A 22,659-nucleotide genomic window follows, 5' to 3' on the forward strand; every position below is an offset into this window, starting at 1 on the left:
TCATAACGATGGGCTGTCGCGACAGGTGCCCCTACGCTCCCCCTGAGAAGACATGGGACTGGGGGCTTGAAGACCCTTACAGGAAGCCGATAGAGAAGTACCGCGAGGTGAGGGACGAGATAAAGAGGAGGGTCCTCAAGCTCATTGAAGACTTGAAAGCGGGCAAGGGCAGAGAGGAGATAATTGGGAGAAAGGGTACTTTCACTCCCTGAATATCTCCCCCGTGACGAGGTCTATGCCGACCTTCCTGACCTTAAGCTTCCAGAGCTTCTCGGGCGCTCCACCACCCACCTCTCTGTACCCTGCCATCTCGATTATCCCCATGTCCTCGAGGGCAGAGAGGTGGTAGTAGAGCGTTGAGCGGGGCATGTTGAGGCCCCTCTCCTGAAGGGCCTGGTATATCTCGTTTGTCCCTTTTATACCATCGCTCAGGATTCTTATGATGCTCCGCCTCGGTTCGGCCATCAAGGGCTTGAGGGTCATCATGAGGTTCTTCAAAACTGCCATGTCACCCATCATCCACCTCGGCACCTTCACCACCGTTGATTATTGCTCCCCTATCTTTATAAAATTACCGCTTTCGGGCGAGTTTAGCTCGAATGTTATAGAAAACTTTATAAAGACTTTTGTGATATTACAAAATGAGAAAGATGAGATAAAAGATGGAGGTGATGGAGGATGTTTGGGATGGTGATACTCACCTACATCCTCGCGAGCGTGTTCGCGATAGCTGGAATGGGAGCGGCTGGAGTGCTCATACCCAACTACATAGCCATGGGGCTGGGCGTTCACGCGGCCATGCTGCTCGGGCTGACGCAGAACACGGCGGAGCTGACCGTGGCAACCGCGATGAACTGGAAGAAGGGCCTCATAGAGTGGAGAAAGGTTGCGAGGGTCTTCGTCCCCGCGGCGCTCTTCGTGCCTTTGGGGGCGTACGTGAACGTCCACATTCCGAGGGTCCTCGTGCTGGTGGCCTTTGCGCTGTTCCTGCTCTTCGCCCTCTACCGCATGCTCTCCAGCGGAATGGTGGAAGGCGGCGACGGCTGGAAAATCTACGCGCTCGGGGCAGTCGAGGGCTTCACCGCAGGACTCATAGGCATGGACGCGGCGCCAATAGCGCTCATAGCCTTCTCGTACTTCTCCAGAAATCCGAAGAAGGTCTCGGCGAACACGGCGGCAACTGCACTCGGAGTTTCGAGCGTTACCCTGCTGACGTACACTATCATGCTCCCGAAGATACCCATAGCGATGGAAACCCTCGTGGCGGTGGGGACTGCTGGCTTCCTCGGCGGGATAACGGGCTCGCTCCTGATGCACAGGATAAAGCCACTCTACGTCCGCTACACGATGCTGGCAATACTCTCGCTGGCCCTCGTTGAGATTGTGAAGAAGATATTCGAGGCGAACGTGCCCGAGACGCTCCACGTACTCAGCGTAGGGGTCGTGGTGGGCGGCTTCCTGGCCTTCCTGTACGGAATGGGAAGGCACATGGCGAGAAGGCCCTCCCCTGCCCCTTGACCCTTTCGTTGTTTGAGCAAAAAGTAGGAGGTGGTTGGGATGCCGTTCGGTGTTCCTGGATGGAAATGGAAGGTTGGAAGGTTTGGCTACGTGATGGGAAACGAGCCGAGCTACGAGGAGATTAGGGCAAGGGCGAAGGCACTGCTCGAGAAGGCCACGAAGGGGCCCGCGTGGCACTGCCGCTGCGGAACCTTCCACGTCCCCCTGCTCGTTGACGGAGAGATAGTTGGGGAGCTCTGGGAGGACGTCGAGCCGAGAGAACTCGAAGTCGGCGCCTACTGGCACGGGAAGTGGGGAACGAAAGTCCAGCTCGTGAAGGACGGAAGGGTGGTGGGCCTTCTATGGCTCGCCTGAACCTTTGTCTTTCTGTTATCCCAGAAGGAATTGCCTCTGGCTCCGCACCATACCTGTACCCATTCCTGTCCAGTAATGTTTTTAAATGTCATGACAAATTTCATGCGAAAATATGTTCATATGAAATAAACAAAATATGAAAGGAATGATGCCCATGTTTGAAAAACTTGCTAAAAACCTTAAGAAAAACCTCCTCTGGTACTCACTCATTGCCATAGGCTTAGGTTGGGCCCTCGGGCTTGCTTTTCATGACTTTGCAATGGTTCACAAAACCCTACTCAGCAACCTGACGACGGTTCTTGTGTTCCTCATGATATACCCGATGATGGTGAACCTCAACCTGGAGAGGATACCAAAGGTTCTGAAGGAACCGAAGCCAGTCCTCTTAAGCCTCGTCTACAACTTCGTGCTGACTCCACTCATAGCTTTCCTGCTCGTTAAGGGCTTCATCCACGACCCAAACCTTGCACTCGGCTTCCTCCTCGTCATGCTGGTTCCGGGGTCTTCGATGAGCATAGGCTACACGGGGTTAGCTGGGGGAGACCTCGAAGTTGCCACAGTTGCATTGGGCGTTAACTTCCTGTTAATACCCCTAATGCTTCCACTCTGGGTAAAGCTACTCGGAAGTGCCTATAACGTCCCGGTTCCGCTCTCCCTGCTCCTTAAGACTGTCTTTGTAGTTCTCATACTGCCGATGTTCCTCGGCGACCTTACGAGAAGGCTCCTCATAAGGAGACTTGGCGAGAAAGGGTTCTCAAAACTAAAACCCCTCTTTGGCTCAATTACCATGACAACAATGCTCCTGCTCGTTGGCTTGATATTCTTCATGAAGGCACAGCTGTTACTGAGCAAGTGGTTCATTCTCGTCGAGCTGGCCGTTGTGAACACGGTTTACATGCTCCTAATGCTCGCTCTAATAACGTGGCTGGACAGAGCCCTTGGCCTCAGCTATGAGGAGCATATGGGAATAGTCTTCCTTAGCGTTGGGAAGAACAACGGAACGGCGATAGCTATAGCCACGCTCGCGTTCCAGCCACTTGTAGCGATTCCTGCGGCGACTCTACCGATATTCCAGATAATCTTCCTAATCCTCTACCTGAGGCTCGCGGAGAGGGTAAAATGTTTCTTTGAGGTGAACATGTGTTCCAAAGGGACAAGCGGAGAGCCCGAGGTGGGCTAAAGAAGTCCGTTCTGATAATAAAAACGCATGAGGACGGAAAGCTTTGAACTCGTTTTAACTTTTGACCTCCACAACATAATGATGTACCAGTTTTGAGGCTGAATTTAGTAGGAATAAAGGGTTCCGACTACAGCATGTTCGACGAGAGATGACGGGCATCGTCACGAAATGGCCAACCTACAGAGATAGAAGAAGGGGATAGAGAACGCGCTAGGGAGGATTTTTAACTTTTGAATCTTAACACATAATTGGGTGATCCTATGACTGCTCCATTCCCTCCGATCCGGGGAGGGCCTAGGGCTGAGTACAGGCCCCTGAAACCTGAAGACGGCAAAAAAGCGGTGGAGCTCGTCAGGGAAGCGCTTCCCTTCTTTCGAGCTGGAGAACCGATAACTCACCCCGATCACATTGACGTTCCCGTCCTCTACATGAATTTTGGCATAGATAGGATTCACTACGACGGGAAGGCCAAGATGCCCCGCCCTAAAGGTGCCCCGCCTCACGGATCGGCGACCACAAATCCCAAAGAAGCTCGCGAGGTCATTGAAAGAGTGCTCAAAGAAGCGAGGGTTCTCGATGCCGCCGAGTTCAGGGAGCCTGAGGACTGCTGGATAATTCCTGTTGCATGGAAAAGCTTTATAATCCTCCACGTACGCGTCTCCCGCGAAGGGGAGGAGCTCATCCCTGACTACGGCCTGACGGAGGAGGTAAGGCGCTACGGGACGCTTTAAAAATTTCATCCGGCGCGAATGGTTTCTCACGGCTCTCCTAATACTCTATCCAGCTCTGGCCGTGGTTGACCCGGGCCTTCCACGCAGAACCCCCGAACTTATAGACTGGGAGAGCCTTTCGGTCATAACAGCACTTATAATGGCCTCCAAGGGGCTTGAACTGTCCGGTATCTTCTCAAGGCTCGCTCCCCACCTGATACGGGCCGCCAACCACTCGGAAAGACGCCTCATGGTGCTCTTCATCCTGGTGATTTCTCTTTCCTCCGCGGTTATCATGAACGACACGGCCATGCTGGTCTTCATCCCCCTCGTCGTTGCAACATCTAAGATTGCTCGGGTGGACACAGCGAGGGCAGTAACGCTCTCCGCCATCGCGGCCAACGTGGGCTCTGCCCTCACCCCCATAGGCAACCCCCAGAACATCATAATATGGCACAGCTACGGCCTCGGGTTCATGGAGTTCGTCCGTTCGATGTTTCCCTTCGTGTCCCTCTGGCTCGTTATCCTCCTTGCGTTCTCCATAACCATAAAAAACCGGAAGCTCTCGGTTGAATGGATCCCGCCGGTTGCCCTTAGAAAGACTCTCCTCGTGGTTTCTCTTGTCTCTTTGGTCGCGGACATACTTCTGACCGAGATCGGGAAGGCTCCGCTTGCTTTCATTTTCACACTCTTTGCTTTTCTGTTGTTGGGTAGGGAAGTGCTTAAGGGTTTTGACTGGGCGCTGGTTTTGACCTTTGCCTTCATATTCATTGATTTCAACGAGCTCGCTTTCCTTCTGAGGAACGCCGATTTAAAATTCCCAACTGGGGGCGTTGGACTCTTCTTTGTCTCCGCTGTCTTGAGCCAGCTGTTCAGTAACGTCCCTGCGACGGTTCTCCTTTTGGCCAGCAAACCGGAGTGGCTTCCACTCTCTCTGGGGGTCAACGTAGGGGGAAGCGGCATAGTTGTGGGTTCTATGGCTAATCTCATAGCCCTCAGGATAGCGTGGGTCAGCGTGAGGGACTTCCACCGCTATTCCATTCCCTACTTCCTCGTGGCCCTTTTGGTATCCGCGCTCTTTCTCTTATAGCGCGTGATTTCCCCAAGCCTCATATGGCGGTTCTTCACCCACTCCCAAAGGGTTTTAACCCATGAACCCTACTTCATCTGGGTGCTGAAGACATGAAGGCCATAGAAGTCGTCGGGCTCACCAAGTACTACGATTCATTCCTCGCCGTTGATAACTTGAGCTTCTCTGTACGGAAGGGAGAGATTTTCGGTTTTCTCGGCCCGAACGGGGCGGGAAAGACGACAACAGTCAGGACGATTACAGGTGTTTTGAGGCCGAATTCAGGGGAGATAAGGGTTCTCGGCTACGACATGCTTGACGAGAGGGAAAAGATAAGGGCGAGGGAGAGAACGGGAATAGTCCCAGAGATGGCCAACCCCTACGTGGATTTAACGGCGATGCAGAACCTCAGGCTCATGGGCGAGCTCTACGGGATGGGAAGGAGGGAGATAGAGAGGCGCTCGGTTGAGCTTCTCAGGCTATTTGACCTCTACGAGAAGAGGAACGTGAAGGTAAAAGCTTTTTCCAAGGGCATGAGACAGCGTCTAATCCTCGCGATGGCGATGATAAGCGACCCGGAGCTTCTAATCCTCGATGAGCCAACGAGCGGGCTCGACGTCCTGAGCGCACGCCTGATAAAGGACGTCATCCGCGAGGAGAAGAGGAAGGGAAAGACGATATTCATGACGACCCACAACATGGTTGACGCAAACGAGCTGTGCGAGAGGATTGGAATCATAAGGAGGGGAAAGCTAATAGCGATTGACACGCCCGAGAAGCTAAAGCAGCTGGTCAAAGGAAGTGTTTCGGTCGAGGTCAGCTTTGAGCCGATGAGGCTTGAGCCCTCGGAGATAGCCTCTGCAACGAGGGTCGAGCTGATGGGGGACAAGGCGAGGGTTTTCACGAACGACCCAGATGCAACGGTTAGGGAGCTCGTCCACTACGCCGAGAGAAATAACCTGCGGATAGTGAGCCTCAAAACGCTGTCGCCCTCGCTGGAGGACGTCTTCATCAAGCTGGTGGGTGAGAGAAATGATTGAAACGCTCAAACGCTCCTTCGCCATAGCGAAGAAGGACATGCGCATCTTCTACCTCAAGGGTCCTGTCGTGATAATGGGTCTCATCTTCCCCTTCTTCCTGTTCTTAGCTTTCATGATAGGGCGCAACCTCTCTGGGGCTCATCTCCTCGTTGCTCTAACAGCTATGACGGCCTTCTTCACGTCAACGGCCGTCGGCCCCACGATAATCCCGTGGGAGTGCAGGGGAAGGACGTTCGAGAGGCTCATAACCGCTCCAGTTTCACTGACGACGGTGCTCCTCGGCGACTTTCAGGCTTCCCTCTACTTCGGGCTTGCGATAACGTTCGCGATAGCGGTTCCCGCAATGCTCTACCTCTCAGTTCACCCCTCCATTTGGCTCTTTGTCCTGTCCACGCTCCTGGCCGTTGGGTGCTTCTCCGCAATGACAGTGTTAATGTCCTCCTATCCGCCCACTGACGTTCCAGCCGACGTCATGATGCTGTCGTCGCTCGTCAAGTTCTCGCTCCTCTTCATCAGCGGCATCTTCGTCCCCATAGAAAACCTGCCCGCCTACGGCAGGTGGATTTCCCTCGTCTCTCCGCTGACGTACTACGTTGACGCCCTGAGGCACTCCCTCGGTAGTGGATATTTGCCAGTGTGGCTCGACCTTCTGATGCTGGCCCTGTTTGGCCTCGCGTTCTTCTTCACGGGCACTGCAATCCACAGAAAAGTCCTGGAGAGGAGGTTCACTTAGGCCTGACCATCTCCACTTCTCCCTTTATCTTCTCCGCCCCTACCGTGTTGAAAACAGTTCCGTACTTCTCGGCGAGCTCCTTGACGCGGAGTATCTTCTTCTCGGGCTCGTCCGTCACAATTCGGATTCTGTAGGTAATCTCCCTTAGCTGGGGCTCTTTTCTGTCCCTCCACCCCGAGACGGTTATCTCCATGCCCCCAACCTTCAGGCGCATCTTCTTGATTAGCCTTCCCCAGTTTACGGTTAGACAACCGCCTATGGCGGCGAGCAGGTACTCGGTCGGGTTGGGCCCGGTGTTGTGTCCATCAGTATTCGTGTCTATCCTGAAGGAGAACTCCCTGACCTTTACCTCGCTCCCAACGTTCCCGTCCCACTTGAGTTCGGCGTTGTATTCAAGGCGCTCCATATTCATCCCCACCTGCTATGAAGTTCCCTTCAAATAAAACCCTTTTCTATGTCAGAAGTTGCACGGTGGAAAGGGCGTACAAAACCTAATAACCTTATCCTTCAACCTCTTTTCCGGATTCTCATAGACAGAATCAACTATGAGTTTTTTGACGCCTTCAAATGGTTCATGGAGCTGGTCGAGTGGGGCTACGGGGACACCTACTTCTTCCTCGGGAGCGACGTGATAAAGCTCGTGGAGATCAAGTTCAAGGAAGACGTAAATCCCGAGGAAATAGCTGAAAAACTCCTTGGAATCCACCACGTCAAGGACGCAAAGCTCATCAGAAAGCAGCTTGAAACACTGCTCCTGGCATACAAAAGCGGCTACTTCGACAGTCCGAGGAGGGTTACTCTAAGAGATCTCGCCGAGATGCTGAACTCAGCCCCTCAAAGGTGAAGGAGCACCTTCCTTAGGATTCCTTCGGGGGTTGGCTCCTGTTATCCTAGAATTTTGGGAAATTCACTATTCCCTAACAAATTTGCTATTGGGTCATATACTCCCGCACATGTGCAGGACTAACTATAACTACTTTGAGGCCCTATTTTAAATTGGTGAAAGCATGCCGGTGATTGAGGTTGCGAACGTTAAGAAGTACTACGGCGAAGTCAGAGGTGTTGATGGACTGAGCTTCTCCGTAGAGAAGGGCGAAATCTATGGCTTCCTTGGGCCGAACGGGGCCGGAAAGACGACAACGGTGAAAATCCTCGTGAAAATCTTGAGGGACTACACTGGAGAGGTCAGGGTGCTCGGCAAAGATTTGAGGGAGTGGGGGAAGGAGTACTACAACAAAATCGGCGTTTCCTTCGAGTTCCCGGCCGTTTATTCAAGGCTCACCGCCAGGGAAAACCTCGGGTTCTTCGCGAGCTTCTACAAAAAGCACCTCGACCCCACCGAAGTGCTCAAGATGGTCGGCCTGGAGGAGAAGGCGGACGAACTTGTTAGTGGCTTTTCGAAGGGCATGAAGAAGAAGCTCGACCTCGCGAGGGCTTTACTGCCGGATCCGGAAATCCTCTTCCTCGACGAGCCGCTCGAAGGCCTCGACCCGGCGAGCGCGAGGAGGATAAAGGACCTGCTCCTGGAGATGCGTGAAAGCGGAAAGACGGTCTTCCTGACCACCCACAACATGTACGTGGCCGACGAGCTCTGCGACAGGGTGGCCTTCATCGTGGACGGCTCCATAAGGCTGGTGGACAATCCCGGCGAGCTGAAGGTGAAGATGGGCAAGCGGCTCGTTAAGGTGGAGTACGTCGCCAACGGCAGTGTTGCCGTGAAGGAGTTCCCGCTGGAGAACATCGGCCAGAACGAGGAGTTCCTCAAAATCATCCGGGAGCACGAAGTCAGGAGAATAAACACGGAGGAGCCCACCCTGGAGGAGATATTCCTAAAGGTGGCGGGGAGGAGGCTCGTATGAGGAATATCGTCAGAACGAACATTGTTCTCGGGATGAGGAGCTACGTTTATCCCATATACCTGCTCGTGGCCTTAGCTTATGGCCTCATGCTCCTTGCCTTCCCGGAGCGCTACCTTCCGACGATGGTGCCGATCTTCCTCCTTTTCGAGCCGGGGCTCGTTGGCTTCATGTTCGTTGGCACGGAGATATTCGCCGAAAAGAAGGACGGCGCGATAGGCGCTCTGGCGGTCACGCCGATAGACTGGAGGAGCTACATCTTAACTAAAACACTCCTCCTGAGCCTGCTCTCAGTCATCGGCGCGGTGCTCATAATGGCAATAGGCACCCGCTCCCTCAACGGGCTTCCGTATGTGGTTGTTGGGACCTTTCTCGTCTCCATAGTTTACACGCTCCTTGGAATAGCGGTCTCGGCCAAATACCGCGACCTCGACGACTACTTCATCCCGATACTGGGGGTTCTGGTGGTCTCGCTCCTGCCCTTCGCGCACTACCATGGCTATCTGACGGGTGACGTCTGGAAGGTTCTCTATGCAGTCCCGAGCTATCCGGCGATATACTTCTTCAAGGCGCCCTTCGAGGAGATAGCAAGGAAAACGCTGGCCTATTCAGCGGCGACCCTGCTCGCCTGGTCTGGAATAGCCTATCAGCTCGCTAAAATCCGCTTTTACAGGTATGCTGTGGAGGGATTGAGATGAGCTTTGTGAGGAAGTTCCTTTCCATCTACAAGACCGACCTCAAGCTCCTCCGCAGGGACCCCATGTTGGTCTATTCCGTGGCAATGACCCTTGTGCTCCTCCTTATCGTCCGGTACTTCAAAGACCGCATTGGAGTTTACTACCCGCTGCTCGCCCTGCTGATGATGCTGTTCATCCCCATGATATTCGGCATGGTGCCCGGTTTCATGATGGCGGACGAGAAGGAGGACAAGACCATACAGGCCCTTCAGGTGATTCCAATATCGAGCGAGGCTTTCCTCGCCTACAGGCTTACGTGGGCCTCTGTGGTTACGGTGGTGATGACCGGCCTCGCACCCACAATCCTCGACATTGAAATCTCGCGGAACGGCCTGCTGGCGCTCATGGCGCTCTTCGTGCTCGAGGTCTGGATTTACGGACTGCTCATCACGGTGTTCTCGGAGTCGAGGATGCAGGCACTGACTGTATCAAAAGTCCTGGGCTGGCTCCTCATGCTACCGCCGCTGATAAAGCTGGTCGTGGAGTGGAGGGATCTCTCAACCGACTGGAGCAAGTTCACAGCTTTCCTCCCGACCTACTGGCTCTACAAGGTGTTCGAGGAGATTCCGCTCAACGACTACAGCGACTTTCCTGTTGCTATAGCCGTCCACCTGGTCTGGCTCGTCCCGCTGGTGGTGCTCTTCAAGAAGAGGGTGCTGTAACGTATTGAACATTCTCTTCGTCTTCGCTCGTTTACTTTTCTATTTTTATCTGGAAATACTTAAAAGGGTATTGTACCAAAGAATACACAGCAGGAATCCCACCGATGGCGAAACACATGAATGCCCGCTTGAGGCTTATCAACTGGATATGGGGGAAGTACCGTGAGCGTATTTAAGAGGAGGGTCGTTCAACTCTTGGTTCTCATTGTCTTTTTTTGGGGCTTAATCACGTTTGCTTACTCGCAAGAACCAAAGCAATGCCCCTCTAACGGTACGTGGATAGATCCGCATGGTTTTACAACAATATGCAACGTTCCCGACTGCTATGAAGCAATGGGAAGAATCAGTGAGTGGGTTTCATTTACGTTGGCGATACTGGTCGCTTATCTTGTGGGACTTAGGGCAAAAAGTGGACTTAATGCGAACAAAGCGCTGTTTCTGATTGGGGTGTATCTGACATTCATAAGCGTTATATTCGCATCGGAACTGTCAAAGGTGCCGGAAGGGGTCTGTCTGGATTTGAAGCCAGTAGCCTACCCACTTGCGGCCCTTGGTTCCTTCCTGGTGGTCTGGTTCCACGAAGACAAGAATAGAAGTAAAAGCTCTTGAGAGGACGTCTTCGAGGTGCGAAGGCTTCACGCTTTTATTTCGCCCATTCGTGTACCCCTAGTTTAAACGGATGCTGGCCGAGGGATAAACAGAAAAAGAAAAGACGCGGAGACTGTCAGTTTTCATCGATGAGCCTTAGGATTTCAAGCACCTGAAACGTCGCCATGATGTCCCCGGACTCCGGGTTCTCGCATGAACCGTAGGAGAAAAAGCCGTAGGGACACTTTGCCAGCTCAAGCGCGTTTATCATTTCTTCTTTTCTGTCAATCTTCGCTCCCAGCGAATTCAGGGCCAGCAGAGCGTACCTGGTTGTCGGTAAAAACCGCCACAGCGCGCCGTCTCTCTGCGATTTAATGAACTCAACGGTCTTCTCGTCCCTGTACCCGTACCCAAGTTCGTTGAGAACCAGGACGGAATAAAGAGTTGTTTCGAGCCGGATTGTCTCCACTGACGTTATTCTGCTTCCGAAACCTCCATCATCGTCCCTCAGGCTTAAAACGAGAGATTTTACTGTCCCATTCCACTGCGGGTCAATTTTGATGCCCAGTTCGTTGCTGGTCAAAAGAAGGTAGTAGATGTCCCTCAGGAGGTAGTGGTTGTGGTAGATTTCTGAAAGGTTCGTGCTGGCGATGAACTCGCGTATCCGGGGCTCCGCGGCACCCCTAAGCTCTTCCCTTGGAACACCGAGCTCTTTAAGGGCTCTGTACTCTACCCACATCACGGGCGGCTCGTCCTCCGTTGAAAGCCTTGTGAGCAGGTACTCCTTGACTTTCTCCTCCTTTGGCACGGTGGAGTTCAGGTACCTCAGCACTATCACCGAGAAACCCGTGTTCACGGGGTTTGGAACTATGAAGTTGGGGATTTTAATAAAACCGCCCAAGGGGCTTTCCCTGGAGCGAAGGTAGCAGACGGTGTCTTCCCCAACCTTGCCTCCAAGATAGGTTATGGCCTCTACGGCCCAGTGAGTGGTGTCAATGTGCCCCCTTTCTTCCCCCACCATATCCGAGTACGACCCGTCCGGGCACTTGTATTTGAAGATTGCCTCAAGGAGATGCTTCTTGAGAGTTTCATTCTGGATGTTCTCTTCTTTTATAAAATGGGCGAGTATGTAGGCGTCATAAAAGCCTGGGTCATCGAGCTCACGCGACGCATCGTTAAACACGGCGAGGGCCAGGTTGTGCATTTTTGTGTAATTCGGTATTTCGTTAATTGAATATCCCGACTCCAAAAGAAGTTCCCGGTACTGAAGGAAGCTCCACACGAACTCCAGCGAATGTTCGGGCTCCAGAGAAAGCCAGAGCGACATGGAGACGTTCCGCGCTAGGGTGGAATTAAGCAGAATAAGGCTCCTGGCGTGGATAATGCTGGGCTCTGACTCCTCCATGTCCTTAATAATTAAGTGCTCAAGTGTCCTCCCGTACTGAGGAGTCAGGTTGAACTTGTCGAAGAGCACTAGGAGGTAGTAAATGTCGAGGACGTCCACGTTGGAGCGGGAGTTTTGGCCGGCGTAAACCTTGGTCTCGTAGTCCCGCAGGAACTCCACCGTCTTCTGGGGGTCTTTAGGGGTGAGGTTCAGCAGCTCCAGCGCCAGAGTGCCGTGGTAGGTCGCGTAAATCGAGGGGGTTATCGTAAAGTGCACACCGCTCCAGCCGCCAGTGACTGGGTCCTGGGCAAGTTCAAGCCGTTTTACAGTCCAGTTTTTCCAGGCGGGGTCAACAAACTTTTGAATAACGGGCTCGGAGGGGCTATTCCAGGTTAGTGCCGCAACGGCCAGAATGCTGGCCAAAATTAAAAGGACGGCAAGGAGCTTCTCCCTCATGCAACCACCTCTAAACTTTTGTCCTTAGTAATTACTTCTGGGCTTCTCTCACAATCTTTATTTATAAGCATTCGTTTTTCATGATATCGCTTTTTGAGAGTAACTCTGGCCAAAAATGTGAATGAGTGAGTATCCTGGTAGCAGGTGCTCCAGTCAATCCCAAAATTGGGCCCCATGTTGCTGTCTTGCTTATCGCTGGCCCCCGCTGTTTTGGAGCATATCGGGAGCTTGCAACGTTCATTCAGGTTACGTCCTTTCTACCAAAATCTTAGCGTTCGAAAACATTTTATGTCCACAGCCAAACATTGTCACGGGGGTTGAAATGGGCCACCACCATCACCACCACGCTCACGGGGTAAAAGGAAGGGTGCTCTTCTCGTTCGCGCTCAACATCGTCATAACCCTCGCCGAGGTAGTCGGGGGTATCCTTTCAGGCAGTCTGGCGCTCCTAAGCGACTCCCTCCACAACTTCAGCGACAGCATGAGCCTGCTCGCGAGCTACTTCGCAATAAAAATCGGCGAGCGGAAGGCCAACGAGAAGTACACCTTCGGCTACAGGCGTGCCGAAGTCCTCGTGGCGTTCATCAACTCGGCCGTCCTCGTGGGCGTCTCGCTCTTCCTCCTCGTTGAAGCCTACAGGCGCTTTAGGAGTCCAGAGCCGATAGACGGCCCTCTGATGCTCGGCGTGGCCTTAATCGGCCTCCTTGCAAACCTGTTCTCTGTCCTACTCCTCCACGGGCACGCGCACAGCCTCAACGTCCGCTCCGCCTACCTTCACCTGCTGACGGATACCCTCTCATCGGTGGCCGTCGTCGCCGGCGGAATCGCGATAATCAAGTGGAACGCCTTTTGGGTTGACCCGCTCGTGACTGTCTTCATATCGCTCTACATCCTCCGCGAGGCGTATGGAATCCTCAGGGAGAGCATTGAGGTTCTCATGGAAGCCTCCCCCGACCTCGACCTTAAGGCGATAAGGGAGGAGATTGAGGGCATTCCGGGCGTTAAGAACGCGCACCACTTCCACGCCTGGCGCGTCGGAGAGAACGAAGTCCACTTCGAGTGCCACGTTGAGGTTGACGACATGCCCCTCAGTGAGGCGCAGAAGATTATTGATGAGGTCGAAGACAGACTGGAGAAGTTTGGCGTAACCCACGTTACAGTCCAGCTTGAGGTGGACAGGTGTGAGGGCAAGAACCTTCTGTGCCCTAAAAAGGACAAGAAATGATGCGAGATTGTGTTCGCCAGATGAATGGGGCTAAAAAGGGATAGAGGGCTCTGAAGTCCCCTCTAAAGCTCCGCCTCCCCGAGGACTTTGAGCATCTCAATAAGCCTCGGGTCTTTGACCTTCTCGATTGCCTTCTTGGCCTCCTCCTCTTCGATCTTTCCGTCTTTGAAGAGCGCCAGTGCCTTCACGGCCTCAAAGAAGTCCTTCATGTCCGGGAACGCGTTGGCGAACATGTCTATGTTGAGGTATACGGTCTCGAAGTCGTCGTCGAGGAAGAGCTGCCACAGCACGTCCATGAGGGCGCCGAAGGCTATGTCCTCGTAGTCCGTCCCCCTGGCCCTTATGAGGGCGTAGAGGCACTCCTGCAGGGCCGCGTCGTAGTTCTCTTCCTCCTCGAACATCTCCTCGAAGCTGAGGTGGGCCTCCACGAGGAGCTCGTTGTCGTTGAGGATCTTGGGCAGGACACCGGCGATTATTGCCTTGGCCTGATAGGTGTCGCCGGCCTCGAAGGTTATGTAGCCCCTGTGGATTTCGACCCTCAGGAGTTCCCTCTCGTCGCCTAGCTCCTCGTAGAGCTCCTTTACCTTCTCAATGAGCTCAAGTGCCTTCTCGTACTCCTGCAGTTCCTCGTGGATGGTCGCCATGCTGTAGTACACCTTCGCGGCGTTCTCGACGTTGCCCTTGGCGACTTCCTCTTCAAGCAGGGCCCTGAACAGCTCAAGGCTCTTCTCAAGCTCGCCTATCAGGAAGTAAAGGTCGGCCAGGTGGAACTTCGCCTCAAAGCCCCCTTCCTTCTCCGCCAGCTTCTCGAACTCGGCTATCTTATCAACACCGAGGAACTCGTGGTAGTAGTAGACGACCAGCTTGTAGAGCTCGTAGTCCTTCTTTTCGAGGGCAAGCTTTTCGGCCCCCTCAAGAACCTCCTTGAGCTCCTCGTCGCTCAGCTCGTCAACCTTGTAGTAGAGCAGGTTGGCCACCTTTTTGGTGTCCTTTTCTTCCAAAGCCTTCAGAAGCTCTTCCATTAGAGTCACCATACCTACTACGCCGTTGTGGTTTTAATCCTTTCCTTGTTTCCCTCGCGGTGCTCCCGGCGAGCCCACATTTTTAAACCCTCCTGCGGAAGGGGATATATGCTTGAAGTGGTTTTTCTCGGTACCGGCGGGATAATGCCCACGCGCGAGAGGAACGTGCCTGCCGTGGCCATCAGGTATAAGGGCGAGATTCTGCTCTTCGACGTGGGGGAGGGCACGATACGGCAGATGAACACCGCGAAGCTCAGCCCCATGAAGGTTGACAGAATTTTCATCACGCACTTTCACGGCGACCACTACCTCGGCCTGGCCGCGTTAATTCAGACGATGAACCTCTGGAACCGCGAAAAGCCCCTCCACATCTACGGCCCGAAGTACACATTCGAGTTCGTCCAGCACTTCCTCAACAGCGGCTTTTTCAGGCCCGGCTTCGACATCCACGTCCACGAGCTCGGCGAGACGAGGCTGAAGTTCAAGGATTACGAGGTGTGGAGCTTCAAGGTGGAGCACGGGATTCCGGCTTTAGGTTACGTCTTCAAGGAAAAGGACAGGCGCGGAAAGTTCCTCCCCGAGAAGCTGAGGGAGTACGGCCTTAAGCCGGGCCCCATCCTCGGAAAGCTTGAGAGGGAGGGCAAGATAGAATGGAACGGCCGGACAATCCGCCTCGAAGACGTCACCGGGCCGAGGAGACGGGGGGTTAAGATAGCGTACACGGGCGACACAGAGCCGTGCGAGAGGGTGAGGCTGTTCTCGGAGAGGGCAGACCTGCTGATTCACGACGCGACTTACCTGAGCGGTGAAGACCGGGGCGAGAGCTACCATTCGACGGTTGAGGAGGCCTGTGAGGTCGCAAAGAAAGCCAGGGTGAAGCTCTTAGCGCTCCTCCACAGGGCCTTCCGGTACAGCTACGAGGAATACCTGAGCGGGGCTTCGAGGGCGTGCCGTGAATTCGGAGTGGACTTCGTGGTTCCGAGGGACTTTGACGTCCTGACGTACAGGTCTGGAGCCTGGCACAAGTCAAACCTGCTGGAGGGAGAGAGATGAACTACCTGCGCTACGTCAAAATCATAGGGACGATGCACGTCTCGCCAAGGAGCAGGGAAGAGGTAATAAGGACGATTTTGAGCGAAAGGCCCCACGCCGTTGCGATTGAGCTTGACAGGGCCCGGTTCCTTGGAATGGAGCAAAAGGTAGAGCTGACGCTGGAGGAGTCCCTGAAGCTTGGGAGGAGGGGGCTCATAAACTACGCCCTCGCCAAGGTTGAGGAGAGGCTCGGGGAGACCTTTGGAATGTCGCCGGGGGAGGAGATGAAGGCGGCAATCGAGTCCGCGAGGCTCCTTGGGGTGCCCGTGTATCTGATCGACGAGAACATCGGGGTAATCCTTGCAAAGATAGCATCTGCCCCCTTCAGGGAGAAGCTCCTGATGGCGCTGGAAGGCCTGAGCGTTTTTCTCCCCCTTGGAAAAGCCGAGATTGGAGACCCAATGGAGGAGTACAGGACGATGATGGTCGAGTTCAGGCGCCGCTACCCGTACCTCTACCGCGTTCTCGTCGAGGAGAGGAACGTGGTGATGGCCAGAAATCTAATCGCGATAGTTGACTCGCTCCTGGCGAGGGGAGTTAAGAAACCAAAGGTTATAGCGGTCGTGGGTCTCGGCCACAAACCTGGAATAGAGAGACTCCTGAACGGACGTTACGTTTATATGGTGCGGGACAAAACATCTCAGGGGATTGGCCATGAGGGACAGGCTTGAAAAGATGCTGAACGTGGAAATACTCGACATTGAGGAGACCGACGATAAGATTGTCGTCTACGTTCCCGCTGACAAGGTGAGGATAGCCGTTGGGAGCGGCGGTGCCGCCGTTAAGGCCGCCGAGCTTGTAATCGGGAAGAAGATTGAAGTCCGCGCCAAGGAGTGACTAACACTCCCGGTGATACAAAAGGGGAAAGGTTAAATAAACCTAATGTAGTGTTTTCTCCGGTGGTGCCAATGGAGTACAAGAAGCCCCTCGGTGTTAAGATTGAGGAGAACGGGGTAATCCCCGGCGCCAAGAAGCTCGTTAGAAGGCTCAGCGACATGAAGGGCTACTTCCTCGACGAGGAGGCCTACGAGGAGCTCCTCAAGGAAGACCCGGTCGTCTATGAGGTCTACGCCGTTGAGCAGGAGGAGAAGGACGGCGACCTCAACTTCGCCACGACCGTTCTCTATCCCGGCAAGGTCGGGAAGGAGTTCTTCTTCACCAAGGGTCACTTCCACGCCAGGGCCGACAGGGCCGAGATATACTACGGCATCAAGGGTAAGGGCGGAATGCTCCTCCAGACCCCGGAGGGAGAGGTCGAGTGGATTCCGATGGAGCCTGGAACCGTCGTCTACGTCCCGCCGTACTGGGCCCACAGGACAGTTAACACCGGTGACGAGCCCTTCATCTTCCTGGCGATATACCCCGCCGACGCCGGCCACGACTACGGCTCGATAAAGGAGAAGGGCTTCGCCAAGCTCGTGATTGAAGAGGACGGCGAAGTCAAGCTCGTTGATAACCCCAGATGGAAGGAGTGACTTTTCTGCTTCCCCACTATTTTTAGTGCCGTGTTCTGGGCTTAAAGTCCGGCGCTACCTTTGAATAGTCAAGCCAATGAGTTCTCGCCGTTTCTTATTTTTCGTTTGAAAGCCTCGCCCTTCAGGACGGGAGGAACTCAGCGCAATCCTTATTAACTTTGGATAGTTACATCACCCCCGGTGATACAAATGACGTGGGACTCTCTTTATTCGTCGGCCTTTGAGGGGATTCGGAAGAGCATTGAAAAGGTCGGTGGAGTTCTCCTCGCATACAACACCAACATAGACGCAATAAGGTACCTCGACCCGAAAGACCTTGAGGAGAGGGTCGAGAAGGCCGGGAAGGAAGAGGTCTTCCGCTATTCTGAAGAGCTCCCGAAGAAGATAACCTCCGTCCAGCACCTCCTTGGGGGAATCCTCTGGAGCGTCAGGAGAGGAAAGGCCGCTGAGCTCTACGTTGAGAGCTGTCCCGTCCGCTTCTACATGAAGGGGTGGGGATGGGACGAGCTCAGGATGGGCGGCCAGGTCGGAATAATGGCCAACCTCCTCGGCGGTGTTTACAACGTCCCTGTTATAGCTCACGTTCCCCAGCTCTCAAGGCTCCAGGCTGAGCTCTTCAAGGACGGCCCGATTTACGTGCCCAAGCTTGAGAACGGAGAGCTCAAGCTCGTTCACCCCAAGGAGTTCCAGGCCGACGAGGAGAACTGCATCCACTACATCTACGAGTTCCCGCGCGGGTTTAGAGTCTTCGACTTTGAGGCGCCGAGGGAGAACCGCTTCATAGCTTCTGCCGACGACTACAACCCGAACGTCTACATAAGGCCCGAGTTCAAGGAGGCCTTTGAGGAGATTGCCGGAAAGGTCGAGCTGGCGATAATAAGCGGCCTCCAGGCCCTCACCGAGGAGAACTACCGCGAGCCAATGGAGACGATAAGGGGGCACCTTGAGGTTCTCAACGAGAAGGGAATTCCTGCCCACCTTGAGTTCGCCTTCACGCCGGACGAGAAGGTCAGGGAGGAGATACTCAAACTTTTACCTCACTTCTGGAGCGTCGGCCTGAACGAGGTCGAGCTCGCCTCGATAATGGAAGTCCTCGGAGAGAAGGTCATCGCTGAGAAGCTCCTTGCCCATGACCCCGTTGACCCGGTAGCGGTCACCGAGGCAATGCTCAAGCTCGCCGAGAAGACTGGAGTGAGAAGGATACACTTCCACACCTACGGCTACTACCTCGCCCTGACCGAGTACAGGGGGAAGTTCGTTAGGGACGCACTCCTCTTCGCGGCTTTAGCTGCTGCCGCCAAGGCGAAACTCGGTGATGTCAGCTCGATAGACGACGTTGTCAAGGCGATGGACGTCCCCGTGAACGAGAAGGCCAGGGCCGTGGAGGAGAAGCTCGTCGCGGAGTACGGCATGAAGGACGGCATCGCGGAGGTCAACGGTTACCAGCTCGCATTTATCCCGACGAAGATAGTCGCGAAGCCCAAGAGCACCGTAGGAATCGGCGATACCATCTCAAGCTCCGCCTTCGTCGGCGAGTTTGCCCTCCGCTGATTCTCGGTTTCGTTTTTTCTGTTCCTTCCAATTTCTACGCCAAAGTTAAAAGTGATGGCACCCCATTACCCTTAGGAACAAGGGGTGGTGACTGTGAAGACCGTAATCTTAGCGGGCGGAAAGGGAACCCGTCTGTGGCCCCTGAGCAGGGAGCTGATGCCGAAGCAGTTCGTCCGCTTCCTCGACGATAGGAGCCTGTTCCAGAAGACCGTTGAGAGGGCCCTGATGTTCTCGAAGCCGAGCGAGATATTCATCGTAACCAACAGGAACTACCGCTTCCGCGTTCTGGACGACCTTAGGGAGCTCGGTGTTGAAATCCCCGAGGACAACATCCTCCTCGAGCCGAGCGCAAAGAACACCCTGCCCGCCATCCTCTGGGCGACGCTCAGGATAGAGGAGGAGTTCGGGGACTCTGTCGTCGCTGTCCTGCCCAGCGACCACCTCATAGAGGTCAACGAGGCCTACGAGAGGGCCTTTGAGAACGCCGAAAAGCTTGCCAAAGATTATCTCGTCACCTTTGGAATCAAGCCTACCAGGCCCCACACTGGCTACGGTTACATAAAGCCGAGCGAAAAAATCAAGGAAGACGGAAAAATAATCGGCTACCGGGTAGACGAGTTCAAGGAGAAGCCCGACCTCGAGACCGCCAAGAGGTACGTCGAGAACGGCTACTACTGGAACAGCGGCATGTTCGCCTTTTCGAGCTCGCTATTTATCGAGGAGGTCAGGAAGCACGCCCCCGAGGTCTGGGAGGCCTTTGAGGAGAGCGGCGACATCGAGGAAGCCTACAACCGCGTCCCGGAGATAAGCATAGACTACGGCGTCATGGAGAAGACGGACAAAGCCGCTGTGGTGCCGCTCAACATGAAGTGGAGCGACCTCGGCAGCTTCGACGCCATCTACGAAGTCCTTGAGAAGGACTCCGACGGAAACGCGGTAAGGGTTCGCGGGAAGAAGGGCTACCATGTTGGCGTCGACTCCAGAAACAACCTCATCATGACGGAGAGGCTCACTGCAACGGTGGGCGTTGAGGACTTAATCATCATTGACACCGGAGATGCCCTGCTCGTGGCAAAGAAGGGCGAGAGCCAGAAGGTCAAGGAGGTGTACAAGGCCCTGAAGGGGCTCGGAGACGAGCGCGTCATTGTTCATAGGACAGCCTACAGGCCCTGGGGAAGCTACACCGTCCTTGAGGAGGGCGAGCGCTACAAGATAAAGCGTCTCACCGTCCTCCCCGGTAAGAAGCTCTCCCTTCAGATGCACTACCACCGCTCCGAGCACTGGGTCGTTGTCAGGGGCACAGCGAAGGTGCTCGTGGGCGACAAGGAGATACTCCTCAGGCCGGGAGAGAGCACGTTCATTCCGGCCGGCGTTAAGCACCGCCTTGAGAACCCCGGCAGGGTAGTCCTTGAGGTTATAGAGACACAGATTGGTGAGTACCTCGGCGAAGACGACATAGTCCGCTTTGAGGACGACTTCGGCAGGGGATAAAGTTTTAACGCTGTATATCACTGGGAGTGATAGGGGTGGTAATATGGGAAGGCTCTTCGGAACATTCGGCGTCAGGGGGATAGCGAACGAAAAGATAACCCCGGAGTTCGCCCTTAAGATGGGCATGGCCTTCGGAACGATGCTCAAGAGGGAAGGAAGGGAAAGGCCCGTCGTCGTTGTCGGCAGGGACACGAGGGTAAGCGGTGAAATGCTGAAGGACGCTCTAATCAGCGGGCTCCTCAGCGTCGGCTGTGACGTCATCGACGTTGGGATCGCCCCCACTCCGGCCATACAGTGGGCGACCAACCACTTCAGGGCCGACGGTGGCGCCGTTATAACCGCTTCCCACAACCCGCCCGAATACAACGGCATAAAGCTCCTTGAGCCGAACGGCATGGGGCTGAAGAAAGAGCGCGAGGCGGTTGTTGAGGAAGTCTTCTTCAACGAGGACTTTGAGAGGGCGAAGTGGTACGAAATCGGCGAGGTCAGGAAGGAGGAGGTAATCAAGCCGTACATAGAGGCGATAAAGAGCAGGGTCGATGTGGAGGCAATAAAGAAGAGGAGGCCCTTCGTTGTCGTTGACACTTCAAACGGTGCTGGCTCTCTCACCCTGCCCTACCTGCTCAGGGAGCTTGGGTGCAAAGTCGTCAGCGTGAATGCCCACCCGGACGGCCACTTCCCGGCCAGAAACCCCGAGCCGAACGAGGAGAACCTCGGGGAGTTCAAGGAGATAGTCAAGGCCCTCGGCGCGGACTTCGGAGTTGCTCAGGACGGTGACGCGGACAGGGCAGTGTTCATAGACGAGAACGGACGCTTCATTCAGGGTGACAAGACGTTCGCTCTGGTTGCCGATGCAGTCCTGAGGGAGAATGGCGGTGGGCTCCTCGTCACGACTATAGCAACTTCCAACCTTCTCGACGACATAGCCAAGAGGAACAACGCGAAAGTCATGAGAACTAAAGTCGGTGACCTCATAGTCGCGAGGGCTTTGCTTGAGAACAACGGAACCATCGGCGGCGAGGAGAACGGTGGAGTCATCTTCCCGGACTTCGTCCTCGGAAGGGACGGCGCGATGACCACCGCGAAGATAGTCGAGATTTTCGCCAAGAGCGGGAAGAAGTTCAGCGAGCTGATAGACGAGCTCCCGAAGTACTACCAGTTCAAGACGAAGAGGAAGGTGGAAGGCGACAGGAAGGCGATTGTGGCAAAAGTGGCCGAACTCGCCAAAGCGAGGGGCTACACCGTTGACACCACCGACGGAACAAAGATAATCTTCGAGGACGGCTGGGTTCTGGTTAGAGCGAGCGGAACCGAGCCGATAATCAGGGTCTTCAGCGAGGCAAAGAGTGAGGAGACGGCCAAGGAGTACCTTGAGCTGGGCCTCAGGCTTCTGGAGGAAGTTCTTGGGGCTTAGTTCCTCTTCCACTTTTCCAGCAGTTTTCCTCTACTCCTAATCTCCCTTCTCAGAAGCAATGTGCTTTAGAACGAGTTAACTGGTTAAAAGCCGACACAAAACATGGAGAAAAGAAAGGAATGGCCTCAGAGATAACCCCTGTCCTCTTCCTCCGGAGCTGGGGGCATTGTCTGCTCGAGCATCGCCCTCTGCATCTCCTGAACCTTCTGGAGTATCTCCTCTGTCTCCTTTGCGCGCTCCTCGAGGGCGGTCATGTCGAGCTCTATTCCGAGTATCTTCGTGACCGCCGTCAGGACGGCCTTGGCGGCCTTAGCGTCAACGATGTAGCCGAGGCTCTCGCCGAGTATGCTTATACCGTACATCGAGCGGAGCTTGCCCATTCCGAGGAGAAGACCAGCCGCACCAACTATCGCTCCTCCCTCGTCTTCCCTCCAGACCACCTCGACGGAGCAGTCCTTGAGCTTCTCCTTGTAATAATCCACAAGCTCCTCATGGGTTACTGCCGCTAAGACCCTCGGCTCACCCTGGAGCTCCGGCACCTGGTAGCCACCCATCGTTATTATCTCCCTGACGCCGAGTTCCTGAACGAGGTCGAGCATTTTCCCAACCACCTCATAGTGGCCGGGACTGTCCGTCGGCGGAACCTGCTGGTCGCCGGTGATGATGATTAGGTCCCTTCCGTTTTCGTCGGGGTTCACCCAGTAGTAGAACTCGTTTTTCATGAGCTCGACGATTGAGCCCTTCTTTATAATGACCTGGTGCATGAAGTGCGGTGAGTAAAGTTCGGCGAACTTTACCGCGTTGAGCTCCTGGATGAGGTGCTCCGCGGCGAGCTTTCCAACGAGGCCTATGCCAGGGAGGCCCTCTATGAAGACCGGATCCCTGAGCTGGGGCCTCTCGAGCAGGTAAATCATTGTTTCTTTCATTCTCTCACCCCTATACCGAGGACTTCCCGCTTCCACCTGCGCCTGTACTCGCCGTACGGGTCTTCTGGCGAGAAGCGCGGCGGGTGGGCTACCTTGGTCTTGGCCCCGCAGAGGGGGCAGGTCTCCTTAAGGGTGTAGCGCCCGCATTCGGGACACTTCCTTATGCGGAACCTCAT

At 54.6% G+C, this 22,659-nt stretch carries 27 protein-coding genes; 21 read left to right on the top strand and 6 right to left on the bottom strand.

All coding sequences use genetic code 11. The annotated features are described in order from the left end of the window. The first annotated feature begins 8 nt into the window (after window positions 1-8). Entirely contained in the window at window positions 9-212 is a 204-nt protein-coding gene (locus TEU_RS06220; protein WP_227738669.1) for a low molecular weight phosphatase family protein, read from the top strand. On the opposite strand, the gene TEU_RS06225 is transcribed toward TEU_RS06220, so the two are convergent. Further along, window positions 202-540 carry a helix-turn-helix domain-containing protein gene (locus TEU_RS06225; protein WP_227738670.1) on the bottom strand — a complete coding sequence of 113 codons (339 nt, stop codon included), beginning with the start codon at window positions 538-540 and terminating at the stop codon, window positions 202-204. The two genes, TEU_RS06220 and TEU_RS06225, sit on opposite strands and share 11 nt — an antisense overlap. Window positions 541-678: 138 nt before the next feature. On the opposite strand from TEU_RS06225, the gene TEU_RS06230 reads away from it, so the two are divergent. The 7 genes from TEU_RS06230 to TEU_RS06260 all read left to right on the top strand — a co-directional run bounded on the left by TEU_RS06230 (window position 679) and on the right by TEU_RS06260 (window position 6,604). Next, window positions 679-1,518, top strand: a complete 840-nt coding sequence (locus tag TEU_RS06230; protein WP_050002950.1) for a sulfite exporter TauE/SafE family protein — start codon at window positions 679-681, stop codon at window positions 1,516-1,518. A 39-nt stretch (window positions 1,519-1,557) separates the two neighbouring features. Continuing rightward, the gene (locus TEU_RS06235; protein WP_050002951.1) at window positions 1,558-1,872 is read left to right on the top strand and encodes a hypothetical protein; all 315 of its coding nucleotides are present in this window, start codon (window positions 1,558-1,560) and stop codon (window positions 1,870-1,872) included. A gap of 145 nt (window positions 1,873-2,017) precedes the next feature. Continuing rightward, complete coding sequence (locus TEU_RS06240) at window positions 2,018-3,052, top strand: arsenic resistance protein (RefSeq protein WP_158506637.1); 1,035 nt, start codon at window positions 2,018-2,020, stop codon at window positions 3,050-3,052. A gap of 260 nt (window positions 3,053-3,312) precedes the next feature. After that, entirely contained in the window at window positions 3,313-3,783 is a 471-nt protein-coding gene (locus tag TEU_RS06245; protein ID WP_050002953.1) for a hypothetical protein, read from the top strand. 61 nt (window positions 3,784-3,844) lie between these two features. Beyond that, the gene (locus TEU_RS06250; RefSeq protein ID WP_265100822.1) at window positions 3,845-4,852 is read left to right on the top strand and encodes an SLC13 family permease; all 1,008 of its coding nucleotides are present in this window, start codon (window positions 3,845-3,847) and stop codon (window positions 4,850-4,852) included. Window positions 4,853-4,944: 92 nt separating this feature from the next. Beyond that, a complete protein-coding gene (locus TEU_RS06255) occupies window positions 4,945-5,871 on the top strand; it encodes an ATP-binding cassette domain-containing protein (protein ID WP_050002954.1) in 927 nt (308 codons plus the stop codon). Then, window positions 5,864-6,604 (top strand): ABC transporter permease, encoded by a 741-nt coding sequence (locus tag TEU_RS06260; protein WP_050002955.1) that lies wholly within the window; start codon window positions 5,864-5,866, stop codon window positions 6,602-6,604. Before TEU_RS06255 ends, TEU_RS06260 begins: the two co-directional genes overlap by 8 nt. On the opposite strand, the gene TEU_RS06265 is transcribed toward TEU_RS06260, so the two are convergent. Then, the gene (locus tag TEU_RS06265; RefSeq protein ID WP_050002956.1) at window positions 6,597-7,010 is read right to left on the bottom strand and encodes an OsmC family protein; all 414 of its coding nucleotides are present in this window, start codon (window positions 7,008-7,010) and stop codon (window positions 6,597-6,599) included. The genes TEU_RS06260 and TEU_RS06265 overlap by 8 nt on opposite strands. Window positions 7,011-7,178: 168 nt before the next feature. On the opposite strand from TEU_RS06265, the gene TEU_RS06270 reads away from it, so the two are divergent. From TEU_RS06270 to TEU_RS06290, 5 genes are all read left to right on the top strand, one after another. After that, window positions 7,179-7,448 carry a helix-turn-helix domain-containing protein gene (locus TEU_RS06270; protein WP_050002957.1) on the top strand — a complete coding sequence of 90 codons (270 nt, stop codon included), beginning with the start codon at window positions 7,179-7,181 and terminating at the stop codon, window positions 7,446-7,448. 163 nt (window positions 7,449-7,611) lie between these two features. After that, a complete protein-coding gene (locus TEU_RS06275) occupies window positions 7,612-8,463 on the top strand; it encodes an ABC transporter ATP-binding protein (RefSeq protein ID WP_050002958.1) in 852 nt (283 codons plus the stop codon). Further along, window positions 8,460-9,158, top strand: coding sequence for a fluoroquinolone export ABC transporter permease subunit (locus TEU_RS06280; RefSeq protein WP_050002959.1), 699 nt, complete (start codon window positions 8,460-8,462; stop codon window positions 9,156-9,158). The genes TEU_RS06275 and TEU_RS06280 overlap by 4 nt, the downstream gene beginning before the upstream one ends. Continuing rightward, the gene (locus TEU_RS06285) at window positions 9,155-9,859 is read left to right on the top strand and encodes an ABC transporter permease (protein ID WP_050002960.1); all 705 of its coding nucleotides are present in this window, start codon (window positions 9,155-9,157) and stop codon (window positions 9,857-9,859) included. The genes TEU_RS06280 and TEU_RS06285 overlap by 4 nt, the downstream gene beginning before the upstream one ends. 162 nt (window positions 9,860-10,021) lie before the next feature. Next, a complete protein-coding gene (locus TEU_RS06290; protein ID WP_050002961.1) occupies window positions 10,022-10,468 on the top strand; it encodes a hypothetical protein in 447 nt (148 codons plus the stop codon). A gap of 115 nt (window positions 10,469-10,583) precedes the next feature. Here the strand turns inward: TEU_RS06290 and TEU_RS06295 are convergent, their stop codons facing one another. After that, on the bottom strand, window positions 10,584-12,287 hold the full coding sequence (locus TEU_RS06295) for a prenyltransferase/squalene oxidase repeat-containing protein (protein WP_050002962.1): 1,704 nt from the start codon (window positions 12,285-12,287) through the stop codon (window positions 10,584-10,586). Between the two features lie 322 nt (window positions 12,288-12,609). Here TEU_RS06295 and TEU_RS06300 point away from each other — a divergent pair, with 322 nt between their 5' ends. Further along, window positions 12,610-13,512 (top strand): cation diffusion facilitator family transporter, encoded by a 903-nt coding sequence (locus TEU_RS06300; protein ID WP_050002963.1) that lies wholly within the window; start codon window positions 12,610-12,612, stop codon window positions 13,510-13,512. A 62-nt stretch (window positions 13,513-13,574) separates the two neighbouring features. Here the strand turns inward: TEU_RS06300 and TEU_RS06305 are convergent, their stop codons facing one another. Further along, window positions 13,575-14,534, bottom strand: a complete 960-nt coding sequence (locus TEU_RS06305) for a tetratricopeptide repeat protein (RefSeq protein WP_050002964.1) — start codon at window positions 14,532-14,534, stop codon at window positions 13,575-13,577. A 108-nt stretch (window positions 14,535-14,642) separates the two neighbouring features. Between TEU_RS06305 and TEU_RS06310 the strand changes: the two genes are divergently transcribed. The 7 genes from TEU_RS06310 (at window position 14,643) to glmM (ending at window position 21,557) form a co-directional block, all read left to right on the top strand. After that, on the top strand, window positions 14,643-15,587 hold the full coding sequence (locus TEU_RS06310) for a ribonuclease Z (protein WP_050002965.1): 945 nt from the start codon (window positions 14,643-14,645) through the stop codon (window positions 15,585-15,587). Continuing rightward, window positions 15,584-16,297, top strand: coding sequence for a TraB domain-containing protein (locus tag TEU_RS06315; protein WP_050002966.1), 714 nt, complete (start codon window positions 15,584-15,586; stop codon window positions 16,295-16,297). Before TEU_RS06310 ends, TEU_RS06315 begins: the two co-directional genes overlap by 4 nt. Beyond that, window positions 16,281-16,463, top strand: a complete 183-nt coding sequence (locus TEU_RS06320; protein WP_050002967.1) for a KH domain-containing protein — start codon at window positions 16,281-16,283, stop codon at window positions 16,461-16,463. The genes TEU_RS06315 and TEU_RS06320 overlap by 17 nt, the downstream gene beginning before the upstream one ends. Before the next feature lie 71 nt (window positions 16,464-16,534). Continuing rightward, complete coding sequence (gene pgiA, locus TEU_RS06325) at window positions 16,535-17,101, top strand: glucose-6-phosphate isomerase (RefSeq protein ID WP_050002968.1); 567 nt, start codon at window positions 16,535-16,537, stop codon at window positions 17,099-17,101. 189 nt (window positions 17,102-17,290) lie between these two features. After that, window positions 17,291-18,652, top strand: coding sequence for an ADP-specific glucokinase (locus tag TEU_RS06330; protein WP_050002969.1), 1,362 nt, complete (start codon window positions 17,291-17,293; stop codon window positions 18,650-18,652). Between the two features lie 93 nt (window positions 18,653-18,745). Beyond that, a complete protein-coding gene (locus tag TEU_RS06335) occupies window positions 18,746-20,143 on the top strand; it encodes a mannose-1-phosphate guanylyltransferase/mannose-6-phosphate isomerase (RefSeq protein WP_050002970.1) in 1,398 nt (465 codons plus the stop codon). A gap of 43 nt (window positions 20,144-20,186) precedes the next feature. Further along, a complete protein-coding gene (gene glmM / locus TEU_RS06340) occupies window positions 20,187-21,557 on the top strand; it encodes a phosphoglucosamine mutase (protein WP_050002971.1) in 1,371 nt (456 codons plus the stop codon). Between the two features lie 125 nt (window positions 21,558-21,682). Here the strand turns inward: glmM and TEU_RS06345 are convergent, their stop codons facing one another. Beyond that, window positions 21,683-22,483 (bottom strand): proteasome assembly chaperone family protein, encoded by an 801-nt coding sequence (locus TEU_RS06345; RefSeq protein WP_050002972.1) that lies wholly within the window; start codon window positions 22,481-22,483, stop codon window positions 21,683-21,685. Continuing rightward, complete coding sequence (locus TEU_RS06350) at window positions 22,480-22,659, bottom strand: RNA-protein complex protein Nop10 (RefSeq protein ID WP_050002973.1); 180 nt, start codon at window positions 22,657-22,659, stop codon at window positions 22,480-22,482. Before TEU_RS06350 ends, TEU_RS06345 begins: the two co-directional genes overlap by 4 nt.

It is taken from the genome of Thermococcus eurythermalis (genome assembly GCF_000769655.1).
Taxonomy (GTDB): Archaea; Methanobacteriota_B; Thermococci; order Thermococcales; family Thermococcaceae; genus Thermococcus; species Thermococcus eurythermalis.